This window comes from Pseudoalteromonas sp. THAF3, from assembly GCF_009363775.1.
Taxonomy (GTDB): Bacteria; Pseudomonadota; Gammaproteobacteria; order Enterobacterales; family Alteromonadaceae; genus Pseudoalteromonas; species Pseudoalteromonas ruthenica.
In genome coordinates this window covers 269,728-285,964 of record NZ_CP045418.1, presented here as the reverse complement: position 1 = coordinate 285,964, position 16,237 = coordinate 269,728, and the positions used below count along the sequence as shown (strand labels likewise).

Genomic DNA, 16,237 nt, shown 5'->3' with positions numbered 1-16,237 from the left:
ACGCAAAGCGCGCGCAACAGCGCTTATTTAATCCTATATAAACCAAATAAAACTATTTCTTATACTCTTTTACAGGGTTTTAACTAAGTGCTGCTTGATGCTAGTGTGCCTGCTGCCAATTATCTCCGCTATCCGCCTCGGCGATTAACGGCACATCTAAACTAGCGGCTTTGGCCATAAGATTGCAGATTTCTTTGGTGTAGGCATCAACATGTTGCTCAGCAATTTCAAACACCAACTCATCGTGTACCTGCATCAATAGTTTGACCGTGCCTTGTGGTTGTTGTTGCACCCATTGGTGTACGGTGATCATCGCTTTTTTGATAATATCCGCAGCAGTTCCCTGCATCGGTGCATTAATTGCGGCCCGCTCTGCGGCCTTACGCCGTGCTCCATTGCGAGCATTGATCTCCGGTAAATGTAAACGGCGACCAAATAGCGTTTCGACATAGCCTTTATCTGCGGCTCCTTCGCGAGTGCGTTCCATATATTCTAAAACGCCAGGGAAGCGTTCAAAGTATTTATCCATATAATGCTGGGCCTCATGGCGCGGAATATCGAGTTGCCGCGAGAGGCCAAATGCCGACATACCATAGATCAAACCAAAGTTAACGGCTTTGGCTTTACGGCGCATATCACTGGTCACTTCCTCCAATGGCACAGAGAAAACCTCGCTGGCAGTGGCACTGTGCACATCTAAGCCGTCAGCGAAGGCGCTGAGCAGGCCCTTATCCTGTGAAAGATGAGCCATGATGCGCAGCTCTATCTGACTGTAATCGGCAGCGACAATTTTATAGCCAGAAGCGGCAACAAAGGCCTCACGGATGCGGCGACCTTCTTCTGAACGAATAGGAATATTCTGCAGGTTAGGATCGGTCGAGCTTAAACGTCCGGTGGCGGTGACCGCTTGATGATAAGAGGTGTGCACACGTTGAGTTTTCTCGTTCACCATCAGCGGTAGCTTGTCGGTGTAAGTTGACTTCAGTTTAGCCAGCCCTCGGTGCTCAATAATGACTTTAGGCAGTGGATAATCATGCGCCAACTCTTGCAAGACTTCTTCTGCGGTTGAAGGAGCTCCCTTAGGAGTCTTTTTGATCACCGGCAGTTCTAGCTTCTCAAACAAAATCGCTTGTAGCTGTTTTGGCGAGCCTAGATTAAACTCCTCGCCAGCTATGTCGAAGGCTTCTTTTTCCAACTCCTGCAAACGCTCACCAAGGCGTTGCGAGTGCTTTGCCAGCATCGTTGAATCAATGGCAACGCCAGTGCGTTCAATATCAGAGAGCACATTAACCAAAGGCAGTTCTATATCGCTAAACACGGTTTTTAAACTGCTATCCGCCTCAACTTTTGGCCACAAATGCTGGTGCAAACGCAGGGTAATATCAGCATCTTCGGCAGCATAAGGAGCCGCCTTTTCTAACTCAATCTGATTGAAGGTCAGCTGCTTTTTACCCTTGCCGGCAATATCCTCAAAACTAATGGTTTTATGGCCCAGATATTTCAATGCGAGGGAATCCATGTCATGGCGAGTACCCACGCTATTAAACACATAGGACTCGAGCATGGTATCGAAGGCAATACCATTAAACTCGATACCAGCATTGGCTAACACACTTTTATCGTATTTAAGGTTTTGTCCTACTTTCGCCTTGTTAGCGTCGGCCAAAATCGGCCCAATTTTTGCCAATACAAGGTCTAGCGGCAGTTGCTCCGGTGCTCCAGGGTAGTCATGGGTAAGCGGCAGATAAGCAGCCTCACCTATGGTCACAGCAAAGCTCATACCGACTAGCTGCGCTTCCATGTAGTTCACGCTTGTGGTTTCAGTATCAAAGGCAATGAGCTCAGCTTGATTAAGCTTATCCACCCAAGTATCCAGCTGCTGCTCGGTTAAAATGGTTTCGTAATGAGCATCGCGGGTTGGCACTTCTTGAGTATCGGTGGGGGCATCAAGATGGGTGTCGGTGTTGCTGCCTTTATCCAGCACTTCGGCCAACCAACGACGGAACTCACACTCACCATAGAGCTCAATCAGGGCATCGGTATCAGGTTGCTGCAGTTTTAACTGCTCCAAATCGCTGTCGAGTTCAACATCAAGCTTGATCGTTGCTAATTCATAGCTCAGTGGCAGGTGCTCCACGGCATTGCGCAATTTGTCGCCTATTTTGCCCTTTACTTCATCGGCATGGGCAATCACTTCATCGAGAGAGCCGTACTTGTCGAGCCACTTAACTGCGGTTTTAGGACCACATCCCTCTACACCTGGGATATTGTCGACTTTATCACCCATCAAGGCTAAATAATCGATGATACGATCGGGCCCTACGCCGAACTTTTCTTTTACACTATCGGGATCGGAAATACTGCCCGTCATGGTATTGATCAAGGTCACGTGTTCGTTGACCAACTGCGCCATATCTTTATCGCCTGTGGATATCAAAACGTGACGCTGCTGCTCACTGGCAATACGTGCATAGGTGCCAATCACATCATCCGCTTCCACCCCTTCAATACTAATCAAAGGAAAACCCATGGCACGAATAATGTTATGCAACGGCTCTACCTGAGTACGTAAGTCATCCGGCATGGGTGGGCGATTAGCCTTGTACTCACTGTACATATCGTTGCGAAAGGTTTTTCCTTTGGCATCAAAAATCACCACCATGTGCGTAGGGTCATACTGCTTGACCAGGCTTTTCAGCATGTTGACTACGCCATAAATAGCCCCCGTAGCTTCCCCTTTAGAATTAGTTAGGTGTGGTGGCGCATGATATGCACGGAATAAATAAGAGGAACCATCAACGAGGATAAGCGGATTTTCTGCGATCTGCGCCATTTTTCAACACTCAAACATGTCAGTTTTTTAATAACGCAAGGATGCCATAAGGCGCTTAAGAAAACGAGTTGCAATTGCTGTTAAGCGCTGTAAATAGAGTAAAAGTAATGAACTAAAAACCTGTGGATAACTTTGTAGATAAAAACCATGACTTACCCTCCAGGTTCATTTTTCGAATCCAGATAGGTTTATAACTCATTGTTTTAGTTAGAAAAAGAAAAGACTGCGTAATTCGGTTTTCTTTTTTATTTTATTTATCCGATGTGGAAAGTGGCTTTCTAAGGGGCGCTAAGAATGCGTGTACAACGTCCTTTTCGATAACCAGCTACGCATTCTAGCATAAAGGATCAAAGATCCTAGTGATCCTTTATAACTTTTTTCTCTTAGTGGCATGAGAGCTGAGCATAAATCAGCGTTGACGGGAGCTACCTAGGATCGTTACCTTACTAGGGCAGAGAATATTATCTTTCATCTGATCAAGGAGCAAAACAATGGCGAATGTGGCGATAATTTTAAGTGGCTGTGGGGTCTTTGATGGCGCCGAAATTCATGAATCAGTACTGACTTTACTTTATCTTGAGCAAGCGGGCGCGCAGTATCAATGTTTTGCCCCCAATATAGACCAGCACCATGTGATTAATCACTTAACTGGGGAAGAGCAGCAGCAAACACGCAATGTATTGGAAGAAGCGGCGCGTATTGCCCGAGGGGAGATTCTTGATCTCAAAGAGCTTAATGTTAGCGACTACGACGCCCTTATTTTGCCTGGAGGCTTTGGCGCCGCAAAAAATTTATGCGACTTCGCTCTAAAAGGTGCCGATAGCTCATTAAATTCAGAGGTAGAGCGGGTCTGTAAAAGCTTTGCCGAACAAGGCAAGCCAGCGGCTTATTTATGTATCGCGCCAGCAATGATTGCGCACATCTACCCACAAGGCACAAAAGCGACCATAGGCAACGACAACGATACTGCCTCAGCGATGAATGCACTTGGCGCCGAGCATGTGGACTGTGCCGTTGATGACATCGTCGCTGATGAAAAAGCGAAGGTCGTTTCCACGCCTGCATACATGCTTGCGGGTTCCGTCAAAGAGGCAGCCAGCGGTATCGAAAAAGCCGTGAATAAGCTGTTGAGCTGGGTTTAACGCGATGTGCAACGGCGAGAATATTTTGCGCTAGCGCATAAAATGGCTACTTTTTAACGCATTAATGAAATCTAGGCATTTTATAAATCGCTCGCTGCGGTTATAATTTGCCGATATTTCGTCACCAGGTCGTATAGACCGTTAGCACCCGAATGAGCAAAGAAACATGAAGAAACTATCAGCTGCACTGTTACTGTTATCCACTGCTGTTTACGCGCAACCTTACGACAACTCACTCACCGAGGAAGCTATCAAAAAGCGCCTGCAACCTGTTGGTGATGTTTACCTTGCCGGTGAAACTGCTGCTGCCGATGCGGCGCCAAGCGGCCCTCGCAGTGGCGAACAAGTATATCAAGCGGCCTGTTTCGCATGTCATGGTTCAGGTGCACTCGGCGCTCCAAAAACAGCAGCTGACTGGGAACCTCGCCTAGCAAAAGGCATGGATACATTGCTTGATCACGCGATTAATGGTTTCAATGCAATGCCTCCGCGCGGTACTTGTATGGATTGTTCGGATGAGGAAATCCAAGCTGCTATCGACTTTATGGTTAAGCAGTAACAACGACTTGTTAAAGAGTTAAAAAAGGGAGGCAATAGCCTCCCTTTTTCGTTCCTAGTATAGAGGTCGATACTCCTTGACCTGAACCAAAAAAGATGGAATATTTGGCGGTTAATAAATAAACAAAAATAACAAATGGCACGTTCAGTGGATGAGTGGTCCCCGCAAGAGCTCAATAAGCTCCAGAAAAAGAATAAACGCCTGAAGGCGTTGCTGCAAAAATACAAGCAGCAACACCACCTCCAACATGCCCTTATTTTACTGTCAGAACAAGCCAGTACCATTCCTGAGCTGTGCTCTTTTTACCCTGCAATTCAACGTCTGCTAGCCGATTACGTACCGAGTAAAAATTTTTATGTGGTCCTGCGTAACCCAGATACAGGGCTACTGGAGCTTTCCTACTTCGTTGATCAGAAAGACGGAATACAAACTCCCTTAGTCACCGATCAGCATTTTGAGCAAGGTGTGACTGGCTACGTATTTCGTTCACGGGCAACCGCCTACTTCACTCGTGAAACCATGACGGCAGCGCAGCAACAAGGCAAGTTCAAAATTTTAGGGGCGCAAGCCGAACATTGGCTTGGTGTGCCTATTTATCAAGATACCGATGTGATTGGTGTCATGGTGTCGCAAAGCTATGATGCCAAACAAGGCTATAGCCAAGAGCAAATTGAGCTATTTGAGGTCATCGCGCTGTATCTAGCAACGGCCATTGAGCGGGTGAAAAAACGCGAATTACTTGAAAGCCAAGTAAAGCAACGTACTCAAGCATTAACGCTTAGCAACCAAGCGCTTAATGACGAAATTAGCCAACGTAAAAAAGCTTTAGAACGACAGCAAACGTTATTCCAAATATCGGAACTGGCGAGCCAGTCGATCAATATTGATGATGTCTACTACCATGTTCACCAGATCATGAAGTCCATCACCTATGCGGAAAACCTTTATATTGCGCTGTATGATAAAGACAATAATTGGCTTACCTTCCCTTACGCCGTCGATGAGTGCAGCGAAGACTTTGGTCCGCGACCCTTTGCAAAAGGCTTTAGTGAGTTAGTACTAACATCCAAGCAGTGCCAATTAATAGATAGGGCTCGCAGCGAGCAGTTGATTGCCGAGGGCATCATTGAGCGCCAAGGTAAATTAGACCCAAGCTGTCGCTGTACTAGCTGGCTAGGAGCTCCCCTAAAAACAGCGCAAGGAGTGATTGGACTCATTGTTTGCCAGGCATACAACAACAAGTACGACTTCGTGCAAGAGGATGTTGAGCTCATCGCTTACGTCTCCAACCAAATTGCCAACGTGCTGCAAAACCATTTATCGCAGCAAGCGCTGCGACAGAGCCACCAAGAATTAGAGTTACGTGTGGCTGAAAAAACGCGGGAGCTACGTCAAGCCAACTTACATTTACAACTACAAATTGACGAGCGCCGTAAAATAGAGCAGCAGCTTTATCATGATGCTCATCATGACTCACTAACAGGGTTACCCAATCGCAGTTTGTTCTTATCTCAGCTTGAGCGCACATTGGGGCAATATCAGCGCTTTCCTGAAAAAGACTTTGCCGTATTGTTCATCGACCTGGATAAGTTTAAAGATATCAATGATAAGCTGGGTCATCAGTGTGGCGACCAATTCCTCATTGAAGTGGCGGATAAGCTTAAGCAATGTATTCGCGATCATGATTTGATCGCCCGCCTTGGTGGCGACGAATTTGTCATTCTGCTCACCCAACTCAACGAGCGTCAACAAGCCGAAGATGTTGCCAAGCGCATTATTGCAGTGATGCAGCAACCCTTCTGCAACCAAGGGATTTGTATTCAAAGCGGTGCCAGTATTGGCATTACTTACAGTAAACGCGACTACAGCCATACCGATGAAATCATTCGTGATGCCGATGCCGCCATGTATTATGCCAAACAAACTGGCAAAGGCCGCTTTGAGTTTTATCACCCGCTGCTAGGCTATGGCAACGATCAGCAAGAGCCACATCAACGTCATCATCTAATGGATTTGCACACCCATTTTCGTGCTAGCGACATCGTAAACTTCGACCAGCAGCAGCCTCACGCGCAATTACTCGATGCTTATGGCGAGCATCCGGTGCTCGGGAGTACCAGTTTTGAACAACTTAAGCGTTTTGCCAGTGATAATTACGAGCTCGCTAAGGTAGAGCTCAAACTGCTCAAATATGGCTTTAATCAACACCAGAGCGACATTATGAGTTTACTCAATTGCTCAAGTTTGTTGCTGGATGATAAACACTTTGAGGGGCTTAGTCATTGGGTCGGTCAACTGACGAATAAAGATAAACTTTGCCTGTTATTCAGTGAAGCCGAGCTGCGCTTTTGTAGCGCTAACCAAATGAAAAATTTAGACAAGCTCTACCAGCAGGGATTGCATATTGGGCTCAATGAGTTTGGTAAAGATCGCTGCGAGTTAAGCTTACTGACCCAGCTGCCTTACTTCTGTGTATTACTCAATGCCACCTTTAGCCGTCGAGTATTACAGGACCCACGTTACGATCATATGCTGCAAGGCGTGTTGGCAGTCACACAACTAAATGACTGCATGGTGATCGCTAAAGGGCCCTGTATTCTTAATTATCGCTCGCTGCTTGAGCATCACGGTGTACACCACTTTATTGGTCAGCAACACGCTATTGCCGAGCAACAACCTCTGCACGCTATTCCTTCTTAAGCATGGCCCTTAAATTAGCCACTCGGGCCTGCCCTTGCTCCATGCGTTGTTGCTGATTTTGTGGGGCTTTTCGTGCTTCGAAAGCCAAATCTTGCTGCGGGAGTTCTTCCACAAAACGGCTAATTTCTGGGGTTATGGTTTCACCAAATTGACGACGGCTCTTGGCATACGTCATCACTAACTCTTGTTGCGCTCGGGTGATCCCCACATAGGCCAAGCGACGCTCCTCTTCAACATTGTCCTCATCAATACTGGTTTGGTGTGGCAACAGCCCCTCTTCCATACCTACCATAAATACATAAGGGTACTCCAAGCCCTTAGAGGCATGCAGTGTCAGTAGTTGCACTGCATCACTGTCATCTTCCTCTTCATTACGCTCCATCATATCGCGCAGGGTGAGCTTCATCACCACCTCAGGTAGGGTGAGGGCTGGATTGTCAGCATCACCAGTGAGCATGTCAGTGATCCAACGATATAACTCAGAGACATTCTTCATGCGCATCTCAGCGGCTTTAGCGCTAGTCGAAGTCTCATATAAATAGGCTTCATAATTAATTTGTCGCACTAAATCTTTCACCGCCTCAAGGGTGTCACTACGTTGGCAGTTATCGGCTAACTCCACGACCCACCGAGCAAACCCCATTAACGCGTTAAAACCTCGCCCTTGTAAACGCTGTGCAAGCTCGGGCTCAAAACATGCAGCAAATAAGCTAATGTGCTTGTCATTCGCCAACGAACCCAGCTTCTCCAAGGTCATAGGACCAATTTCACGCTTGGGAGTGTTTACGATGCGCAAAAACGCATTATCGTCATCTTGGTTTACCAGCAATCGCAGGTAAGCCATCATGTCCTTGATCTCAGCACGCGCAAAGAAGGACATCCCACCACTGATTTTATAGGGTATACGGTTACTCATCAGCGCCTTTTCAAACACTCGCGCTTGGTGATTACCGCGATATAAAATAGCGTAGTCGCGGTAGCTGGTGCGCTTGGTAAACTTATGAGAAATAATCTCTGCTACCACACGTTCGGCTTCGTGCTCCTCATCGCGAGTACCAATGACTTTAATCTGATCACCAAAGCCCAGCTCACTAAACAGTTTTTTATCAAAAACATGCGGATTATTGGCAATGAGAATATTAGCCGCTTTAAGAATGCGTCCAGCACTACGGTAATTTTGCTCTAGCTTGATAAGACGCAGATGCGGGTAGTCTTTACTCAATTGTACGAGGTTTTGTGGCTTTGCCCCGCGCCACGAATAAATAGATTGGTCATCATCACCTACAACAGTAAAGCGCGCCCGCTGCCCGACCAATAGCTTAACCAATTGGTATTGGCTGGTATTGGTATCTTGATATTCATCCACCAGCATATAACGAAAGCGATTTTGCCAACGCTCACGCACCTCGGCATGACTATTAAGCAATAACGTCGGGATCATAATCAGATCGTCAAAGTCGAGCGCATTGTAAGCACGCAACTGGGTTTGATAGCGGGCATAAAGTTGTGCAAAAAGGGCTTTTTGCTGCTCTCGAGCAGCCGCAATAGCCTGTTGTGGCAAGATCAGCTCGTTTTTCCAGTCGCTGATTTGCATTTTCAACAACTTAAGTAAGTCTTTGTCACCATCGAGCTCGTCTGCGGTCAGCTCATTGAGAAGCTGATTCGTATCTTGGTCGTCAAAGAGTGAAAAGCCTGCTTTGAAACCTAAGGTTTTCAACTCTTTTTTAATTATCTCTAAGCCGAGGGTATGAAAGGTGGATACCCACAGCCCTTTGGCCTCTTGCTTACCTAAAGTTTGCGCAACGCGCTCACGCATTTCCTTGGCAGCCTTGTTGGTGAAGGTAACCGCCGCGATGTTACGGGCCCGATACTCACACTGCTGAACCAAATAAGCTATCTTATTAGTGATCACGCGGGTTTTACCAGAGCCCGCACCAGCGAGGACGAGACAAGGCCCGCTAATGTATTTCACTGCTTCGTTTTGTTGAGGGTTGAGCTTCATAAAACCTAATCTGAGTATCCGTGGGCTACGTATTTTATCTTATTAGCGCAAGTGATACAGCCGCGATATTAGGGCCGTGAGAAATAAATAAGTATGCACTAACGCAAACTGTATTGTGACTTGGGTTAGATACAGCGTATATAAACGCTGCCCTAAGGCAAACAAGTTGTTATTTGTGCTTGAGGTTAGTTACACTTAAGTATGTGAGAAAAGGAGCTGTGCAATGATAAACCCTGCAAAAATTGAAGAAATTGCTCGCCAGATTGGCAGTAACATGCCTAAAGGCATGCGCGATATGGCCGAAAACTTTGAAAGTAAGACTAAACAAGTACTGCAAAATAAACTCTCAGAGATGGACTTCGTGAGCCGCGAAGAGTTCGATATTCAAAGCCAAGTGCTAGTAAGAACACGTGAAAAGCTGACGGCACTAGAGCAAAAAGTGGCGCTTTTAGAAGCGCAAATTCAGGGTAACCAAGAAAACCAAGACGAAGGTTAATTCGAGGCTAGATTGGCTGCCCAACTATTCGTCATTGCGCATTAGCTCTCACGCGCAATGCAACGTTGTGCAGCGCCTCTCTGTAGCTGCTGTGTAGCTCTTGATGACAGCGAACCACGGCATCGAGGTCATGTAAACGGCCGTTTTCAAGCCCATACACCCAACCATGCACCGTCAACGGCTGCTCTCTAGCCCATGCATCTTGTACTATGTTGGTACGGCAAACATTACGTACTTGTTCAATCACATTAAGCTCAATTAAGCGAGCCAGACGCTGAGCCTCAGGTGCGCTATTTAACAGTGATAAATGCTGGGCTTTAACGTCATCAACATGGCGTAACCAATTATCAATTAACCCCAGCTTGGCCTCATCGAGCACTGCCTTAACGCCGCCACAGCCATAATGACCCACCACCATAATATGCTGAACTTTCAAAACTTCTACTGCATATTGCATCACCGACAAACAGTTATGATCAGTGTGCACCACAACGTTCGCGACGTTGCGATGAACAAATAACTCGCCGGGCATAAGATCTACTATTTGGTTTGCAGGGACGCGAGAATCTGAACAACCAATCCACAAATATTTAGGGCTTTGCTGCTGCGATAACTTTTGAAAAAATTCCGGGTCATGGTCCGTAGTTCGTTCAGCCCATTGCCTATTACTTTCAAAAAGGTGACCTAGATTCTTCATTGCATCTCACTGTTTATGCTGGCTTCAATTAAGATATTACGAGGTGTGATTTCAGTTTCGCAAAACTCACTGAGGTCCACCTGATAATTGTGTTGCTGCAAATATAAAGCACGATCTAAAACCAGCCAAACTTCTATTGCCCTTCTAAAGAGATGTCTTACCAGTTCGATTCGCTCCGTCATGCGCTTCCTTTGCTCTGCGAGCTTCAAATAGCGAGTAAAATCGCACTTTTCTGGCAGAGTTAAGCCCTTTTCTCGTGCCGCCCACAAGCAAAAATCTGAGAATTCACCGCTGAATATTTGCTTACCAACCGAAGGCACGGGCGTGTACTGTGAGCGCTTAAATTGCTCACGCACCAACTGATCAAACCCGAGTCGCCATAACACCTCTTTTTGCCGCACACGCCGCACTCGCTGTGGTGCTGTCACAGTTTGTTGCAGCGCAAGTTTTAGATCACTGCTGGTCAACCGCAATGAGCTTGCCTGTGCAGCTGCGCTCATTGGTTGGTAATAGTCGCCATCGATAAACAGATGATAGCAACAGGGAGAAATTGAAATACGAGGTGTTTGCTGCTGACAGGCCTGACGTAACAAGGATTGATGCAAGCCTCCGCAAGCATGCAGAGCAACAGCGTGATCACACTGCTCAATTAGGGCACTAAAATCATCTGTCAGTACATTGCCTTGGTGAAAGTGAATCGGTAAGTTTAGCTTATCCGCTAGCTGTTCACCTTGCTCACATAGGTGCTGCTGAATTTCCACACTGTGCACGGGCACCTGATGTTGGTGCGCGAGGAGGCGCCCGAGATGACCTTTACCCGCACACCACTCTAAGACAGTACTGCCTTCCTGCGCAGGAGCAAGTCCATCAACAAAGCACTGTAGCTGGGTCAATTTACGGCCTTTAATACCATTACTTAGCCAAAATGGTAGCGCTTGAGGCTGTGCTTGTGTGCTGGTAGGCAAATCGGTTAATTCTGGCAACTGCGAAAGCTGGTCAATATGAGCACTGAAGTAGTCTATTAACTGTGATGGCTGAGCATCAAGCTCAGCCACTTGCTCATCGCTGAGATTCTCCAGCACCGTTGTCAGTTCAGGCCAAGGGTAGTGCTCGCATGAAAATGCCACACATTGCCAGTAATCTCGAGTGTCATTAAGCAATTGGTCTAGGCGTTGAAAGTGCGATGTTAACGATGGCATGAGAAAGACTAACGGACTGCAATTGTTAGATTATATCAAATCGCTTGGCTCAAGCGCAGAAAACTTTATCTCGCCACTATACTATTTAGATTTTCGCGCTTGCACCACGAGTCGAACATAAGTCGGGACGGCAACTAAGATGATGGCAATAGCCAAAATGAACATCCACGACATGCGCATACCACTTTGTTGCATTGGCTGATACATAAAACCGCGAAAGTGCTCCTGCATAGGCTTATCATCCAGTGCATAAAGCTCTGCAATCAGTCGCCATCGCGCATCAGACATTGCACCTAGCGTACTGCCAGTTCGCATCATCAAAGGTTTGAGTTGGTCTGCTTCAAAAGCCAGCTCTTGTAGGCTTTTATCAACGGCATAATGACGCTTAGTGAGGGCAATACTGTGCTGTAGGTTGAGTAACGCGTAACGCCAACCGCGCATGCTCGCTTGATAAAAACGCGCTACCACTTCAGGCTGAGCATCAAGGAAGGTCTGTGATGTAAACAACACGTCACCATATACATTGAAGCCATGTTGCTTTGGGCATACGAGACGATAATCAATACCTTGCTGCGCCAAGGTATAGGGCTCGTTGGTAATGTACACCTGAATAGCATCGAGGCGCCCTTCAATCCATGCAGCTAATGGCTCCTGAGCACCAATATCAACAACCTTTGGCTGTATGCCTTCATTGGCAAGCATAGTGATAAGCTCAGCATTCTCACTAGCGCTAAGCGAGCTGATTTTCTTACTATCGAAATCTTGCGGAGCGAATATTGGTGAGTGTTTCTTTACTAGCCAGCAATAGGGGGAGGATTGCATCAGTGCGGCCATTGCGACTACAGGCTGACCCTGCAGACGATGCTTAAGCAAACCGGAGTGACTGATACCAAACTGAGCATGATTATCGAGCACCTTGGCCACGCTGTCAGTGTCGTTACCAACAGCCTCGACAATGTCGACCTCTAAGCCCAGATCACTGTAATAACCCAGCTCTTTGGCAACATAATAACCTGCAAATTGAAATTGATGTCGCCATTTTAACTGTAAGGTCACTTTAGTAGGGCTGGCCATTACTAAAAAAGGGCCACAAAGCAAAAATAAACTCAGTAGGCCCTTTTTCCATTCCATGCGCTGCTTCACTGTACTTCCTTGTGCTAATGCTGTTAATACTATATTAAAGCTTAGGCTTAAATACCAGCTTGTTGGGCAATTTTACCCTCCTCTTCGCGGCCGTTGTGTGCGAGAAACTGCTGATAACATGAGTTACCTGTTTCTTCTACAAACCCATATCCAAGGCGTTTCAAGTGCTCATCAAAGGCATTGTAATCTTGCCTGGGTACTTCAAATGCCGCCAACACATTACCCAGCGCAGCCCCATGATTACGATAGTGGAATAAGCTAATATTCCATTTGCTCCCCAAAGTATCGAGAAACCGCGCTAGCGCACCAGGGTATTCGGGAAATTCAAAGCGCAGTACCCGCTCTTGTAGCTGCTGTGTTGGCTTGCCGCCAACCATATAACGCACATGTAATTTAGCAAGCTCGTTGTCAGACATATCAACATAGTGATAGCCCTGATGTTCAAGCTCACCGAGTAGTTCTTCAAGCTCACTAACACCTTGACGCAACCCGATACCGACAAAGATTTGTGCTTCACCTGGGCCGGCATAACGGTAATTAAACTCAGTGATCGCACGCCCGCCTAAACATTGGCAAAAGCGCTTAAAGCTGCCTTTCTCTTCTTTAATGGTCACCGCCAATAACGCCTCGTTCTTCTCACCGAGCGCTGTTCTCTCGGCGATGTGACGAAGACGGTCAAAATTTAAGTTCGCCCCGGAGAGCACCGCCGCTAAATTAGCTCCTTGCTGAGCCTGTGTTGTCGCCCATTTTTTTAGCCCTGCCAAAGACAGCGCGCCAGAGGGCTCCGCTACAGCCCGCGTGCTGACAAAAATATCTTGTACCGCAGCACAAATTTCATCACCACTGACGGTCACGACTTCGTCGCAAAACTGCTGCGCCAGACGAAAGGTTTCACTGCCGATGGTCTTCACCGCGACGCCATCGGCAAAACTGCCCACCCGCTCTAACTCCACAGGTTTGCCGGCTGCCATAGCTGCTTGCAAACAGGCGCTTTCCTCGGCCTCTACAGCAATGATGCGGATATCAGGGCGCAGCGATTTAATATACACCGCCATACCGGCTAACAAACCGCCGCCGCCAACCGGGACAAACACCGCATCCAATTGCGGTAGTTGTTGCATGAGCTCACGGGCAATCGTGCCTTGGCCAATGATCACATCGGGATCGTCGAATGGCGGCACAAATACCGCCTGCAGTTGCTCGGCCAGTTTTAAGGCATGGGCTTTTGCAGCATCAAAGTGATGGCCGTGTAAAATCACCTCACCGCCGAAGCCACGTACTGCATTGACCTTGATCTGCGGTGTGGTAAGGGGCATCACGATAATTGCCTGATGCCCTAGCTCGGTGGCACTTAACGCCACTCCTTGCGCGTGATTACCGGCTGACGCGGTGATCACCTTGCTGCCTTTTTCCAGCTGCCTTAACTTGTTATAAGCGCCCCGCAACTTAAAGGAGTAAACGGGTTGTTGGTCCTCACGCTTAAGCCACACCTTGCACCCTAGTTTTTGCTCTAACGCAGTCAGTTCACTGACCTCTGTGAACTTAACCAAAGGCTCCATATTGGCTTGGATAATTGCGCGAAAATAGTCAAGCTCGGAGGCGGCCATCAGCTTAGCTCCTCAAGCTTTTCAAGGTCGCGAACAGCGCCTTTATCCGCACTGGTTGCCAACAGCGCATACGCCTTGAGCGCGGCTGTTACAGGACGATTACGGTTGAGTGGCTTATATGCATCTTTGCCACGTTGCTGCTGTTTTTGCGCCCGCGCCTCAAGCTGCTGCTGCGATAAACTCAGATTGATACCCCGATTGGGGATATCGAGTACCACTTCATCCCCATCTTCGACTAAAGCAATCGCACCGCCACTGGCAGCCTCAGGAGAAACATGACCCACAGAAAAGCCCGATGTACCACCGGAAAAGCGGCCATCGGTAATAAGCGCACAGTCCTTGTCTAAAGCCATGGATTTTAGATAACTAGTCGGGTACAGCATTTCCTGCATGCCTGGGCCGCCCTTGGGACCCTCATAGCGGATCACCACCACATCGCCTTTTTGTACTTGGCCGCCTAAAATGCCTTCCACTGCATCGTCTTGTGATTCAAACACTCTAGCAGTGCCTTTAAACACTAACATGTCATCACTGACCCCCGCGCTTTTCACAATACAGCCGTTGGGAGCCAAGTTGCCATAAAGCACCGCCAGCCCACCATCTTGGCGAAAGGCATGTTCGACACTACGAATACAGCCCTGCTCACGGTCCAAGTCCATCTCTTGCCAACGGTAATCCTGACTCATAGCTTTGGTAGTGCGGATGCCAGCAGGACCAGCACGGTAAAATGTGCGCGCCGCCGTGTTCTCTTCTTTGCTGGCATCATAGCGAGCGATCACCTCGCCAAGGTTGGCCCCCCCGACGTGGCCAACGGATAAATCCAGCTTATCCGCTTTCGCCAATTCGTTGAGAATAGCCATAATCCCGCCAGCGCGATGCACATCCTCAATATGGTATTGCTGCGTCGCAGGAGCGACTTTACATAAAAATGGGGTGCTGCGTGAAAGCCTATCAATGTCATTCATATCAAAATCCACCCCTGCCTCTTGGGCGGCGGCTAATAAATGCAGCACCGTATTGGATGAACCGCCCATGGCGATATCCAACGTCATCGAGTTCATAAAGGCAGCCTGATTGGCGATATTACGCGGCAGCACCGAATCGTCTTCTTGGCCATAGTAACGCTGACATAAATCAACGATGCGTTGACCGGCTTCAACATATAGCTGCATCCGATCCTTATGCGTTGCTAAGGTGGTGCCGTTTCCTGGAAGAGCCAAGCCTAGGGCTTCCAATAAACAATTCATCGAGTTGGCGGTAAACATACCCGAGCATGAGCCGCAGGTTGGACACGCAGAGCGCTCTACTTGTTCTGAGTCTTCATCGCTGACGCTAGGGTCGGCGCCTTTGACCATGGCATCAACCAAATCTAATTTAATGTCGATATCCGCAAGGCGAGTTTTGCCCGCTTCCATCGGCCCGCCAGAAACGAAGATCACCGGAATATTTAATCGCAATGCAGCTAACATCATCCCTGGGGTGATTTTGTCACAGTTAGAGATACATACCATGGCATCGGCACAGTGAGCATTAACCATATACTCCACCGAATCGGCAATGAGGTCTCGTGACGGCAGAGAATACAGCATGCCGCCGTGACCCATGGCGATACCGTCATCAATGGCGATGGTATTAAATTCACGTGGCACCCCACCGGCATCACGAATGGTGTGTGCCATTAGCTCGCTGAGCTGGTTCAAATGCACGTGCCCCGGCACGAACTGAGTGTATGAATTAACCACCGCGATAATCGGTTTTTTAAAATCGCTGTCGTTCATGCCGGTCGCTCGCCAAAGCGCCCGAGCCCCTGCTCTTTTGCGTCCTTCGGTGGTTGTTGCGCTGCGCAGTTTTGCCATGTT

General features: G+C 47.8%; 11 protein-coding genes. 4 read left to right on the top strand and 7 right to left on the bottom strand.

All coding sequences use genetic code 11. The annotated features are described in order from the left end of the window. Positions 1-100: 100 nt before the first annotated feature. Positions 101-2,833: a DNA polymerase I gene (gene polA / locus FIU82_RS01335; protein WP_152440139.1), complete on the bottom strand. Its 2,733-nt coding sequence runs from the start codon at positions 2,831-2,833 to the stop codon at positions 101-103. A 491-nt stretch (positions 2,834-3,324) separates the two neighbouring features. On the opposite strand from polA, the gene elbB reads away from it, so the two are divergent. From elbB to FIU82_RS01320, 3 genes are all read left to right on the top strand, one after another. Next, on the top strand, positions 3,325-3,975 hold the full coding sequence (gene elbB / locus FIU82_RS01330; protein ID WP_022946627.1) for an isoprenoid biosynthesis glyoxalase ElbB: 651 nt from the start codon (positions 3,325-3,327) through the stop codon (positions 3,973-3,975). 166 nt (positions 3,976-4,141) lie between these two features. Then, a complete protein-coding gene (locus tag FIU82_RS01325; RefSeq protein ID WP_022946626.1) occupies positions 4,142-4,534 on the top strand; it encodes a cytochrome c5 family protein in 393 nt (130 codons plus the stop codon). A gap of 135 nt (positions 4,535-4,669) precedes the next feature. Continuing rightward, a complete protein-coding gene (locus FIU82_RS01320; protein WP_022946625.1) occupies positions 4,670-7,234 on the top strand; it encodes a diguanylate cyclase in 2,565 nt (854 codons plus the stop codon). On the opposite strand, the gene rep is transcribed toward FIU82_RS01320, so the two are convergent. Further along, positions 7,221-9,236, bottom strand: coding sequence for a DNA helicase Rep (gene rep, locus FIU82_RS01315; protein ID WP_022946624.1), 2,016 nt, complete (start codon positions 9,234-9,236; stop codon positions 7,221-7,223). The genes FIU82_RS01320 and rep overlap by 14 nt on opposite strands. Before the next feature lie 223 nt (positions 9,237-9,459). Between rep and FIU82_RS01310 the strand changes: the two genes are divergently transcribed. After that, a complete protein-coding gene (locus tag FIU82_RS01310) occupies positions 9,460-9,732 on the top strand; it encodes an accessory factor UbiK family protein (RefSeq protein WP_022946623.1) in 273 nt (90 codons plus the stop codon). A gap of 31 nt (positions 9,733-9,763) precedes the next feature. Here the strand turns inward: FIU82_RS01310 and can are convergent, their stop codons facing one another. The 5 genes from can to ilvD form a co-directional block, all read right to left on the bottom strand. Continuing rightward, positions 9,764-10,429 (bottom strand): carbonate dehydratase, encoded by a 666-nt coding sequence (can, locus tag FIU82_RS01305; protein ID WP_138508885.1) that lies wholly within the window; start codon positions 10,427-10,429, stop codon positions 9,764-9,766. Next, a complete protein-coding gene (locus FIU82_RS01300; RefSeq protein ID WP_045980451.1) occupies positions 10,426-11,628 on the bottom strand; it encodes a methyltransferase in 1,203 nt (400 codons plus the stop codon). The genes can and FIU82_RS01300 overlap by 4 nt, the downstream gene beginning before the upstream one ends. 81 nt (positions 11,629-11,709) lie before the next feature. Further along, on the bottom strand, positions 11,710-12,771 hold the full coding sequence (locus tag FIU82_RS01295; RefSeq protein ID WP_152440138.1) for an ABC transporter substrate-binding protein: 1,062 nt from the start codon (positions 12,769-12,771) through the stop codon (positions 11,710-11,712). A gap of 47 nt (positions 12,772-12,818) precedes the next feature. Continuing rightward, positions 12,819-14,378 carry a threonine ammonia-lyase, biosynthetic gene (gene ilvA, locus FIU82_RS01290; RefSeq protein ID WP_152440137.1) on the bottom strand — a complete coding sequence of 520 codons (1,560 nt, stop codon included), beginning with the start codon at positions 14,376-14,378 and terminating at the stop codon, positions 12,819-12,821. Then, a complete protein-coding gene (gene ilvD, locus FIU82_RS01285) occupies positions 14,378-16,234 on the bottom strand; it encodes a dihydroxy-acid dehydratase (protein ID WP_053910195.1) in 1,857 nt (618 codons plus the stop codon). The genes ilvA and ilvD overlap by 1 nt, the downstream gene beginning before the upstream one ends. Between the last annotated feature and the right edge of the window lie 3 nt (positions 16,235-16,237).

Coding starts and splice junctions, on each gene's coding strand:
- polA (WP_152440139.1), bottom strand. CDS start 2,833: ATGGCGCAGATCGCAGAAAATCCGCTTATCCTCGTTGATGGTTCCTCT.
- elbB (WP_022946627.1), top strand. CDS start 3,325: ATGGCGAATGTGGCGATAATTTTAAGTGGCTGTGGGGTCTTTGATGGC.
- FIU82_RS01325 (WP_022946626.1), top strand. CDS start 4,142: ATGAAGAAACTATCAGCTGCACTGTTACTGTTATCCACTGCTGTTTAC.
- FIU82_RS01320 (WP_022946625.1), top strand. CDS start 4,670: ATGGCACGTTCAGTGGATGAGTGGTCCCCGCAAGAGCTCAATAAGCTC.
- rep (WP_022946624.1), bottom strand. CDS start 9,236: ATGAAGCTCAACCCTCAACAAAACGAAGCAGTGAAATACATTAGCGGG.
- FIU82_RS01310 (WP_022946623.1), top strand. CDS start 9,460: ATGATAAACCCTGCAAAAATTGAAGAAATTGCTCGCCAGATTGGCAGT.
- can (WP_138508885.1), bottom strand. CDS start 10,429: ATGAAGAATCTAGGTCACCTTTTTGAAAGTAATAGGCAATGGGCTGAA.
- FIU82_RS01300 (WP_045980451.1), bottom strand. CDS start 11,628: ATGCCATCGTTAACATCGCACTTTCAACGCCTAGACCAATTGCTTAAT.
- ilvA (WP_152440137.1), bottom strand. CDS start 14,378: ATGGCCGCCTCCGAGCTTGACTATTTTCGCGCAATTATCCAAGCCAAT.
- ilvD (WP_053910195.1), bottom strand. CDS start 16,234: ATGGCAAAACTGCGCAGCGCAACAACCACCGAAGGACGCAAAAGAGCA.